This is a genomic window from Pseudomonas sp. S09G 359, from assembly GCF_002843605.1.
GTDB lineage: Bacteria > Pseudomonadota > Gammaproteobacteria > Pseudomonadales > Pseudomonadaceae > Aquipseudomonas.
This window is the reverse complement of record NZ_CP025263.1, coordinates 948,729-959,969: the sequence shown is the minus strand read 5'-3', so window position 1 is coordinate 959,969 and position 11,241 is coordinate 948,729. Positions and strand designations below refer to the sequence as shown.

At 64.2% G+C, this 11,241-nt stretch carries 6 protein-coding genes; 2 read left to right on the top strand and 4 right to left on the bottom strand.

Annotated elements, in window-relative coordinates; all coding sequences use genetic code 11:
* Window positions 1-33: 33 nt before the first annotated feature.
* Window positions 34-2,559: a sulfite reductase flavoprotein subunit alpha gene (locus CXQ82_RS04245; protein WP_101266449.1), complete on the top strand. Its 2,526-nt coding sequence runs from the start codon at window positions 34-36 to the stop codon at window positions 2,557-2,559.
* A 132-nt stretch (window positions 2,560-2,691) separates the two neighbouring features.
* Here CXQ82_RS04245 and CXQ82_RS04240 read toward each other — a convergent pair whose 3' ends face one another.
* The 4 genes from CXQ82_RS04240 to ptsP form a co-directional block, all read right to left on the bottom strand.
* A complete protein-coding gene (locus CXQ82_RS04240; RefSeq protein WP_101266447.1) occupies window positions 2,692-4,233 on the bottom strand; it encodes an alkaline phosphatase in 1,542 nt (513 codons plus the stop codon).
* A 190-nt stretch (window positions 4,234-4,423) separates the two neighbouring features.
* Window positions 4,424-6,139, bottom strand: a complete 1,716-nt coding sequence (locus CXQ82_RS04235) for a PTS fructose-like transporter subunit IIB (RefSeq protein ID WP_101266445.1) — start codon at window positions 6,137-6,139, stop codon at window positions 4,424-4,426.
* 11 nt (window positions 6,140-6,150) lie between these two features.
* On the bottom strand, window positions 6,151-7,092 hold the full coding sequence (gene pfkB / locus CXQ82_RS04230; RefSeq protein ID WP_101266442.1) for a 1-phosphofructokinase: 942 nt from the start codon (window positions 7,090-7,092) through the stop codon (window positions 6,151-6,153).
* Entirely contained in the window at window positions 7,093-9,951 is a 2,859-nt protein-coding gene (ptsP, locus tag CXQ82_RS04225; RefSeq protein WP_101266439.1) for a phosphoenolpyruvate--protein phosphotransferase, read from the bottom strand. It lies immediately after the preceding gene.
* Between the two features lie 294 nt (window positions 9,952-10,245).
* On the opposite strand from ptsP, the gene cra reads away from it, so the two are divergent.
* Complete coding sequence (cra, locus tag CXQ82_RS04220) at window positions 10,246-11,241, top strand: catabolite repressor/activator (protein WP_101266436.1); 996 nt, start codon at window positions 10,246-10,248, stop codon at window positions 11,239-11,241.

Here is an 11,241-nt window from a genome sequence, read left to right as displayed (position 1 = left end):
CCCTACATATTCAGATAGACGAGGCGGTCAGACGTGTTGAAGAAAACCCTGTTCCAGTTGCACTGGTTCTTCGGCATCACTGCCGGGCTGGTGCTGGCCTTGATGGGGATCACCGGGGCGGCGGTGTCGTTTCAGGATGAAATACTGCGGGCGCTCAACCCCACGGTATTAAGCGTCGAAAAACGCGAAGCCGGCGTGCTGCCGCCCGCCGAGCTGGTGCGCAAGCTGGAAGCCACCGAAGGCAAGACCGTGTCGATGCTGTGGGTAGAAAGCGAAAGCGGCAACGCCGCGCGCGTGTTCTTCACCCCGCCGCCGGGTGAGCGCCGTGGCCAGATGCGCTACTTCGACCCCTATACCGGCGACTACATGGGCGACGCCGTGGGCCAGGACGTCTTCGGTTTCCTGCTGCAATTTCACCGCTTCCTGGTAATGGGCGAAACCGGGCGCAATATCACCGGCGCCTGCACGCTGATCCTGGTGTTCTTCTGCCTCTCCGGCCTGTACCTGCGCTGGCCGCGCCAAGTGGCGAGCTGGCGCGCCTGGCTGACCCTGGACTGGCGCAAAAAGGGCCGCAGCTTCAACTGGGATTTGCATTCGGTGTTCGGCACCTGGTGCCTGCTGGCCTATCTGCTGTCAGCGTTGACCGGGTTGTCGTGGTCCTACGACTGGTACAGCCAGGGGCTGACCAAGCTGTTAGCCGACGCCCCACAAAACGAGCGTGTGCGCAAACGCGGCCCGGCGCCCGAAGGCCCTGCGCCGGTCGCTGATTACGACGCCATCTGGAGCAGCATCTACAGCAATGCGGGCGCCGGCCTGAGCGCGTATAACATCCGCATGCCGGCCGTGGCGGGGCAACCGGCCACCGTCTACTACCTGCTGAGCAACTCGCCCCACGACCGCGCGCTGAACCAGATCAACCTGGACCCGGCCACCGGCGAGGTCAAATCCCACGACAGGTACGCCAGCAAGAGCCTCAAGGCGCAGTTGCTGACCAGCATCTATGCGCTGCACACCGGCAGTTACTTCGGCCTGGCGGGGCGCATTATCCTCACCGTCAGTTCGCTGCTGATGCCGCTGTTTTTTATCACCGGCTGGCTGCTGTACCTCGACCGTCGGCGTAAAAAGCGCCAGGTCCGGGATGCGCGCAAAGGCCTCGGCGCCAACCACAGTGATGCCCCGGCCTGGCTGATCGGCTTTGCCAGCCAGAGCGGCTTTGCCGAACAACTGGCCTGGCAGACCGCCGGGCAATTGCAGGCGGCCGGCCTGCCGGTGAAGGTGCAGCCATTGGGCAGCGTCAGCCAGGACGACCTGCGCCAGTCGGAAAACGCGCTGTTTGTAGTCAGCACCTTCGGCGACGGCGAAGCCCCCGACAGCGCGCGCGGGTTCGAACGCAGCGTGCTCGGCCAAAACCTGTCCCTCAAAGGCCTGAACTACTCGGTGTTGGCCTTGGGTGATCGCCAGTACGAACACTTCTGCGGCTTTGCCCGGCGCCTGCATTTCTGGCTGACAGACCAGGGCGGCAACCCGCTGTTCGCCCCGGTGGAAGTGGACAGCGGCGACAGCGCCGCCCTGCTGAGCTGGCAACAACAGCTGGGCCAACTCACCGGCCATGCACCGGCGGCGGCATGGCCGACCGCCCAGTATGAACACTGGACGCTGAGCCAGCGCACCCTGCTCAACCGTGACAGCAGCGGTTCCGATGTGTACCTGCTGGGCCTGACGAGCGCCTCGCCGCAGCGCTGGGAGGCCGGTGACCTGGTGGAAGTCCTGCCGCGCAACTGCCCGTGGGCCATCGAACACTTCCTGCTCGGCATGGGCCTGGCCGGCAGCGACGGCGTGTTGGTCGACGGCCTGCCGCAAAGCCTCAACCAGGCCCTGGCAACACGCCAACTGCCGGACAACCGCGCCCACCTGGTGGGCCTGCATGCCCAGGCCCTGGTGAATGCGCTGGCGCCGTTGGCGATGCGCGAATACTCCATCGCCTCGATTGCCAGTGACGGCGTGCTGGAGCTGATCGTGCGCCAGGAGCGGCACCCGGATGGCAGCCTGGGCCTGGCCTCGGGCTGGCTTACCGAGCACGCGGCCCTCGGTTCAGCGATCAGCCTGCGCCTGCGCCGCAACAGCGGTTTCCACCTGCCGCAGGCGCCGGTGCCGTTGATCCTGCTGGGCAATGGCACCGGCCTGGCCGGCCTGCGCAGTTTGCTCAAGGCGCGCATTGCGGATGGTCAGCAGCGCAACTGGCTGTTGTTCGGCGAACGCAATATCGCCCACGACTACCTGTGCCAGGACGAGTTGCAAGGCTGGCTCGCCAGTGGCGACCTGGCGCTGCTGGACCTGGCCTTTTCCCGCGACCAGGAGGAAAAGATCTACGTCCAGGACCGCCTGCGCGAATCGGCCGATGTGCTGCGTAAATGGCTGGCCGACGGCGCAGCGATTTATGTGTGCGGGAGCTTGCAGGGGATGGCTGCCGGGGTGGATCAGGTGCTGCATGAGGTGCTGGGCAGTGAGGCGGTGGAGCGCTTGATCGAGCAGGGGCGCTATCGCCGGGATGTGTACTGATTCAATCACAATATAGATCTAAATGTGGGAGGGGGCTTGCCCCCGATGACTGTGGGTCAGCTAAAAATGAGCTGACTGACCCACTGCTATCGGGGGCAAGCCCCCTCCCACATTTTCTGAGCACATTTCAAATCAAATGGGTTGCAGTTTTTGCTCGAACACTGAGACCCCATCCAAGTCCCGCAGGATGACCGTCAACTCCGCCGTCTGCCCATCAATCTGCACCTCACCAAAAAACTGAAACCCTGCAAACGGCGAAGTGTTCTGTGCCGGCGGCGCTTTCTCGAACACCACCTCGGGCCCAAAGGTTTTATCCAACGGATTCGGCCCGAAACTCCCAGCGTTCAACGGCCCCGCAACAAACTCCCAGAACGGCTCAAAATCCTGGAACGCCGCACGATCCGGGTGGTAGTGATGCGCCGCGCAGTAATGCACGTCCGCCGTCAGCCACACATGGTTACGCACCTGTTGCGCCCTTAAAAAGCCGAGCAATTCGGCGATTTCCAGCTCACGACCTTGCGGCGCACCCGGGTCATTGTTGGCGATCGCTTCCCAACGCGGCACGCCAGGGCTGACCTCACCATCGGGCACGCCCAGGCCAATCGGCATGTCGGCGGCGATCACCTTCCACTGCGCCTGGGAGGCCTTGAGTTCGCGCTTGAGCCAGTCCAATTGCTCGCGGCCGAGGAAGGCTTTTTCTGCGCCCAGGTTGTCGTCGTTGGGGCCGCGATAGCTGCGCATATCGAGTACAAACACATCCAGCAACGGGCCATAGCTGAGCTTACGATAAATGCGCCCACCGCCATCGGCGCTTTGCTGGCGCATCGGCGAATATTCCAGCCAGGCCTGGCGCGCGCGGCCCACCAGGGTGTTGATGTCCTTGGTCTGGTAGCGCTCATCGAGCTGTTTGCTCGGCGACCAGTTATTCACCACTTCATGGTCATCCCACTGCCAGATCTGCGGCACTTCGGCGTTGAAGCGGCGCACGTTTTCATCCAGCAGGTTGTAGCGGTAATTGCCGCGATATTCATCGAGGGTTTCCGCGACTTTGCTCTTGGCTTCGGTGGTGATATTGCGCCAGATGCGCCCGCCTTCAGTGGCCAGTTGCGCCGGCACCGGGCCATCGGCGTAGATGGTGTCACCGCTGTGGATAAAAAAGTCCGGCAGGCGCAGACGCATGGCTTCGTAAATGCGCATGCCGCCAATGTCCGGGTTGATGCCAAAGCCTTGCCCCACCGTGTCGCCGCTCCACACAAAACGAATGTCGCGACGCGCTGACGGCACGCTGCGCAGGTGGCCGAACCAGGGTTCGCTGGCCACGCCGGTCTGGGCGTCTTCGAAGTGCACGCGATAAAAGATCGCCTGGTCGGCGGGCAGGCCGCTGAGTTCGACGCGGGCGGTAAAGTCCGTGCGGCTGTCGGCAAGGGGCGAAACGAATTTGCGCGGGTTGCTGAACACGCTGCGGGTGTCCCACTCCACCACCATCTTCGCGGGGCGGTCGCTGCGGCTCCAGATCATCGCACGGTCGCCGAGCAAGTCACCGGACTGCACGCCGTCGGTGAGTTGCGGCCGATCCTTGACCGAAGCAATCACCGCCGGCGCCAGGCCCGGCAACAACAGGCCAGCGCCAACGGCTTGCATCACGCGGCGGCGGCCGAGATCGAAGTGGCTCATGCAGGTGCCCTCTTGAGTATCAAAAGGGAGACTAAAGCATGCGGGGATGAAGCCCATGTGACATAACTACAGGCACTGGAGATCCAATGTGGGAGCGGGCTTGCTCGCGAAAGCCGGGTGTCAGTCAATACATCCTTGACTGATACACCGCTTTCGCGAGCAAGCCCGCTCCCACATTGTTTAACCCGCGTCAGGCTTTGGCGGAGGTGACCACCAGCTCCACCACTTCCGGACGCTTGATCAGCGCGTACACCACACCGGTCAGCACACTACCGGCAACAATCGCCAGCAAGTACAGCAGCGCATGGTTCATCGCATTCGGGATCACCAGCACAAACAGGCCGCCGTGGGGCGCCGCCAGTTTGCAGCCGAAATACATCGACAGCGCACCGGTCAGCGCGCCGCCGGCGATGCTGGCCGGGATCACGCGCAACGGGTCCTTGGCGGCAAACGGAATGGCGCCTTCGGAGATAAAGCACAGCCCCAGGATCATCGCCGCCTTACCGGCCTCGCGTTCGGTCTGGGCGAACTTGCGCCGCGCCAGGAACGTAGCGATGCCCATGCCGATCGGCGGCACCATGCCGGCGGCCATCGTCGCCGCCATCGGTGCGCCGCTCGACGCCGCCAGCAGGCCGACGGAAAACGCATACGCCGCCTTGTTGATCGGCCCGCCCAGGTCGACACACATCATGCCGCCCAGCAAGATCCCCAACAGCACCGCGTTGGTGGTGCCCATGGTGGCGAGGAAGTCGGTGAGGCCGGTGAGCATGCGCGCTACCGGCGGGCCCACCAGGTAGATCATCGCCAGGCCGGTGAACAGGCTCGCCAGCAGCGGGATGATCAGGATTGGCTTGAGCGCCTCCATGCTTTGCGGCAATCGCACGGCACGGGTGATCAGCTTGACGCAGTAGCCCGCCAGGAAACCGGCGAGGATACCGCCGATAAACCCCGCGCCCAATGTGCCCGCCAGCAGGCCGCCGATCATGCCGGGCGCAATACCAGGCCGGTCGGCAATCGAGTAGGCGATATAACCCGCCAGCAGCGGCACCATCAGGGTAAAGGCGGTGTTGCCGACGGTTTTTAATGCGGCCGCCAACGTGCCTTCCTGTTCAAACGCATGAATGCCGAACGCAAACGACAAGGCAATCAGCAACCCGCCCGCCACCACCATCGGCAACATGAACGACACGCCAGTCAGCAGGTGTTTATAGACGCCGGTTTTTTCCGACTTCTTGGCCACCGCCCCGCTGTCGGCGCTTTCTACCGCACCTTCGGCGAGGGCCTTGTTGAGGGTCGCTTCGGATTGCTTGAGGGCAATGCCGGTGCCACAACGGTAGATCTTCTTGCCGGCGAAACGCTCGGTGGCCACTTCGATATCGGCGGCCAGCAAGACCACGTCAGCCTCGGCGATAGCCTGCGGGCTCAACGGCGTGCGCGCACCGACCGAGCCTTGGGTCTCGACCTGCAGGTCATAACCCAGGCGCTTGGCCGTTTGCTGCAAGGCTTCGGCGGCCATGAAGGTGTGGGCCACACCGGTCGGGCACGCGGTGATCGCGACGATGCGCGGCGCGTTTTTCGCCGCCTGTTCAGCCGCGACATACACCTGCGCCTCTTCGGCACCGCGCCGCAGCACCGCGTCGACATCCGCCAGCGCCTGGGCCGGCGTGCTCTGGAACACGCGCTTGCCGACAAACCGCTGCATGTCTACCGGCGTGCTGCTGACCAGCAGCACCCACTCGGCGTCGTCGATAACCGCCTGGGACAACTGGCGCTCCGGGCGCTGCACATCCACCACTTCAACACTGGTGCTCCAACCCTGGCGCTGCGCGGCGGCGTCCAACAAGCGGGCGCACAGCACACTGGTGACCATGCCGTTCGGGCAGGCGGTAACAATGGCTAACTTCATCACAAACCCTCTTATTGTTCTGTCAGCGTGCGCACATCGACGCCGCCTTGCAGATGCGCCAACTGCGCGTCATCGCTGATGCCAAAACCGATCTGCGTCACCGCCATCGCGGCAATCGCCGTGGCGCGACGCAGGGTCTGTTCGGGGGCTTCAAAACTGAGTAGACCGTGGAGCATCCCCGCCAGCAGCGAGTCACCGGCGCCCACGGTGCTGGCCACGCTGACCTTCGGCGGCGTGGCATGCAAAGCCGCGCTCGGGCTGAACCAGTTGACGCCGTCGGCGCCATGGGACACCACCACGTGTTGCACGCCCTGCAGTTGCAGACGCTGGGCGGCCTGGGCCTGTTGCGCAACCGAATCGGTCGGGCAATCGAGGGCCTCGGCGAGTTCTTCGGTGTTGGGTTTGATCAACCACGGCCCGGCTTTGAGCCCGGCGCGCAGAGCTTCGCCGCTGGTGTCCAGGGCGACTTTCAAGCCGAGGCCCTGCAAGTGTTCCAGCAGGTTCTGCAACCACTGCGGGCTGACGCCACGCGGCAAGCTGCCGGCGACGACCACCGCATCGTGGCCGGGTGCGATCCACGCCAACTGGTCGAGCAACGCTTGCTGCGCCTGCTCACTGACAAACGGCCCCGGCGCGTTGATGTCGGTCACCCGGCCATCCTGCTCGGCAATCTTGATATTGCTGCGGGTTTCGCCCGGCACGCGGATAAACGCGTCGGCAAACCCACGCCGTGCAATCAGCGCCTCGAACGCCTGGGCGTTGTCGGCACCGAGAAAGCCACCCACGGTCACGTCGTGGCCCAGGTCGGCCAGCACTTGCGCCACGTTCACGCCCTTGCCGGCGGCGTGGGTCAGCAGGGTGTCGCTGCGGTTGACCGCACCCGGCTCTAACTGCGCCAGGCGTACGGTGAGGTCCAACGCCGGGTTCAGCGTCAGGGTCAGAATCTTCGCCATTTACACGGCCTCCACAAGGGCACGCACTTCGGCGGGCGAACCCACCGCCAGTGCTTTTTGCGCCAGGCCCTGGGCCTCGCTCAGACTGAATTCACGCACCCGCGCCTTCACTTCAGGAATGCTGCGGGCCGACACACTCAACTCATCCACACCCAGGCCGACCAACACCGGCACCGCCAGCGGGTCGGCCGCCAGCTCGCCGCATACGCCCACCCACTTGCCATGGGCATGGGCGGCGCGCACGGTGATGTCGATCAGTTGCAACACCGCCGGGTGCAGGCCATCAGCCTGGGCTGACAAGGTCGGGTGGCCACGGTCGATGGCCAGGGTGTATTGGGTCAGGTCGTTGGTGCCGACGCTGAAAAAATCCACTTCCTTGGCCAGCACCGGCGCCAGCAATGCGGCCGATGGCACTTCGATCATGATCCCCAGTTGCAGGTCGGCCACCGGGATTTCCAGGCGCAGGCGCTCGGTCATGTCACGGGCGGCGCGCCATTCGTCCACGCTGCCGACCATGGGGAACATGATGCGCAGCGGGCGGTTGTCGGCAGAACGCAGCAGCGCGCGCAGCTGCGCCTCCATGATCTGCGGGCGTTGCAGGGTCAGGCGGATGCCGCGCACACCCAGGAAGGGGTTTTCTTCCTCGGCAATCGGCCAGTAAGGCAGCGGTTTATCGCCGCCCACATCGAGGGTGCGCACCACCAGCGGGCGCCCACCGAGGCCGTCGAGCACGCGGCGGTATTCGGCTTCCTGGGTGGCTTCGTCCGGCGCTTGAGGGTGGGCCATGAAAATAAGTTCGGTGCGCAGCAAGCCAATGCCTTCGGCGCCCTGCTCCACTGCGCTGGCCACACCGGCACTTTCGCCGATATTGGCGAACACTTCCACGGCGTGACCATCACGGGTCAGGGCCGGTTCATGGCGCTGGGCTGCGGCGGCTTGCAGGCGTTGCTCGCGGGTATCGCGCTCGACAGTGGCGCGTTGCAGGGTCGCGGCGTCGGGGGCTACATGCAGGCGGCCGCGCTGGCCATCCAGCAACAGCGCGGTGCCGCTGGCCAGCAGCAACACGGCTGGGCCGGCACCGACCAATGCAGGAATCCCGAGGGCGCGAGCGACGATGGCACTGTGGGCGGTGGCGCCGCCACGGGCGGTGAGGATGCCCGCCACCCGCGCCGGGTCCAGGCGCGCCACGTCGGACGGGCCGACTTCATCCATCACCAGGATGTAAGGTTCGCTAGGCTCCTGGGCGGTTTCGAGGCCACACAGTTGCGCCAGCACACGGCGGCCAATGTCGCGCAGGTCGGCGGCGCGCTCGGCAAGCAAGGCATCCTGCAGCGACTCCTGCTGCTTGGCGGCGGCTTCGATCACACTCATCCACGCGGCTTCGGCGCTTTCGCCTTGCTTGAGGCGGGTGTCGACTTCGTCGGTGAGCTCGGGGTCGTCGAGCATTTCCTGGTGGGTGATGAAAATTTCGCGGATGGCCTTGGCCTGGCTGCGTTCGATCAGGCCTTGGATGTCGAGGCGCACCTCGGCCAGCGCGGTCTGCAGGCGCTGGCGCTCAATCGCAGCAGACTCGCCACGCAGCGGGTAGTCGAACACGTGTTGAACCTGGATATGCGCCGGGCCGATGGCGATGCCGGGCGCGGCAGCAATCGCCTGGAGCTGGCTGCCGGCCTGCGGTGCACTGACCACCGGTTCGATATCGAGGGTGGCGGCCTGGGCGCTCACGGTCGGCAACGCCTCGACCTCTTCGCCAAGGCCCTCTTCAACCGCCGCCAACAGCGCCGGAAGCGCATCGCCGGCAATCGTTGGCTCGGCGACAAACTCCAGCACCTGACCGCGCCGGGCACCGAGGCTGAGCAGCTTGCTCAGGCTTTTCACCGACACGGCGCCTACCGGGCCATCGATGAGGCGCACGCGGATATCGCCGTCAAAACTTTTCGCCAGTTGCGCGAGAATTTTCGCCGGCCGCGCATGCAGGCCGTGGGCGTTGGCCAGGGTAATGCGCGCGCTGGGCCAATCCGGCGGCAGTTCGCCGCCAAGCACTTCAAGCACCGCGCGGCTGCTGGTGGCGCGGCCCAACTCCTGGCCGCGCCCTTCGATCAGCAACGCGCAAAGGCGTTCAAGCAGGGCTTGATGGGCTTCGCCGAGGCTGGCCAGGCAGAACAGCCCATTGAGCGGCTGGCCGAGGTAGCGCATGGGTTTGTCCGGGGTGACAAAAGCCAGGCCCGGGCGCTTGACGGTCTGCTCGCTGTGCAGCCACCACAGACCATCGCCCAGAGGCAGCGCATCGACCTGCTGCAACACGGCGGCGAAACCGTTGCTGACACAATCGGCCTGACGCAACAGACGCGCGCCACGCCATACCAGCTCTTCAAAATCATCGGCAGACACGCCGAGGCTGATCATCTGCGCGTCCAGCGCCAGTTCCTGCGGCGCACCTTGCAGCAGTTTCAGCAACGCTTCGGCGCTGCCGGCACGGCGCAACGCCTGGCCCAGGTCGGTTTCACCGAGGGCGCGGGTGAGCAGTTGCAACAGGCGCAGGTGTTCGTCGGATTTGGCGGCAATGCCGATGGCCAGGTAGACAATCTGGCCATCGCCCCAGTCCACCCCTTCGGGGAACTGCAGCAGGCGCACGCCGGTGGAAAATACCTGGTCACGGGTTTCGGGGGTGCCATGGGGGATGGCAATACCTTGGCCGAGAAAGGTAGAGCCTTGGGCCTCACGGGCCTGCAACCCGCTGAGGTAACCCTCGGCAACCAGGCCATCGGCCACCAGTTTGTCAGCGAGCAGGTGCAGGGCAGCAGATTTATCCACAGCCGTCTGGCCCATGGAAATCTGCTCTACAGTGAGCTCAAGCATGCCGTTCTCCTAGTTAGTGCGGTGGCCGCACTAGGTATTGTTTTGAATAAAACAGTGTAAGGGGGATTCGGGATAACTGACTGAGCAGTCAATTGGCAGTAGGCACTCAGTCGCGAACGTCGTAAAAATACGCTGGCTGAAACGTTTAATCTAGAATTTATGGCAGATTACGCGTTAATTGAGCATCCTTGAAGGACCACTCGGCGCTTGAGCTGAGACATTAGTCGCGTGCAGTAATCGGTTACGATTGGACAAAATGTCGGGGCAAGCTCCAAAAAACAAGGAAATCCCGGTTTGAAACTCAGTGATATCGCACGTCTCGCCGGTGTGTCCGTGACCACCGCCAGCTACGTCATCAATGGCAAGGCCGAGCAACAACGCATCAGCAACGCAACCGTCGAACGGGTGCGTGCCGTCGTTGAAGCCCACGGCTTTACTCCCAACCCCCAGGCGGCCGGGCTGCGCAGCCGGCATACACGCACCTTGGGTTTTATCCTGCCAGACCTGGAAAACCCCAGTTACGCGCGCATCGCCAAATTGCTCGAGCAAGGCGCCCGCGCCCGTGGCTATCAGTTGCTGATCGCCAGCTCCGACGACGAGGCCGGCAGCGAACGCCAATTGGCGCAGCTGTTCCGCGCCCGCCGCTGCGATGCACTGTTTGTTGCAAGCTGCCTGCCGGCCAGCGATGACAGTTACCGCGAGCTGCAAGCCAAGGGGCTGCCGGTGATTGCCATCGACCGGGTGATGGAGCCGGGGCAATTCTGCTCGGTGGTCAGCGACGACCGCCAGGCCTGCCAGCAACTGACCAGCAGCCTGCTGCAACCGCTGCCCAAGCAGATCGTGCTGATCGGCGCACGGCCCGAGCTGAGCATCAGCCAGGAGCGCGCGGCGGGTTTTCAGCAAGCGCTGCAAGGGTTCACCGGCGAGGTCGTGGTCGAACACGGCGAGGCGTTCAGCCGCGACTGTGGCCGACAGCTGATGGAGCAACTGCTGCAACGCCTGGGGCATTTGCCTGACGCATTGGTGACCACCTCCTACGTGCTGCTGCAAGGCGTGTTTGATGCATTGCATGACTTCCCGTTGAAGTCGCGACCACTGCGTCTGGGCACCTTCGGCGATACCCAGCTGCTGGATTTCCTGCCGCTGCCGGTCAACGCCATGGCCCAGCAACATCAGTTGATCGCCGACACCGCCCTGCGCCTGGCGCTTGCCGCGATTGAAGATGAGAGTTACCAACCCGGCGTGCACGCCATCGGCCGTACGTTCAAGCAGCGTATTCACGAGGCCTGA

Bases quoted from the DNA above. Each gene is read 5' to 3' on its own strand.
- ptsP (WP_101266439.1), bottom strand. From the start codon at position 9,951: ATGCTTGAGCTCACTGTAGAGCAGATTTCCATGGGCCAGACGGCTGTG.
- pfkB (WP_101266442.1), bottom strand. From the start codon at position 7,092: ATGGCGAAGATTCTGACCCTGACGCTGAACCCGGCGTTGGACCTCACC.
- CXQ82_RS04235 (WP_101266445.1), bottom strand. From the start codon at position 6,139: ATGAAGTTAGCCATTGTTACCGCCTGCCCGAACGGCATGGTCACCAGT.
- CXQ82_RS04240 (WP_101266447.1), bottom strand. From the start codon at position 4,233: ATGAGCCACTTCGATCTCGGCCGCCGCCGCGTGATGCAAGCCGTTGGC.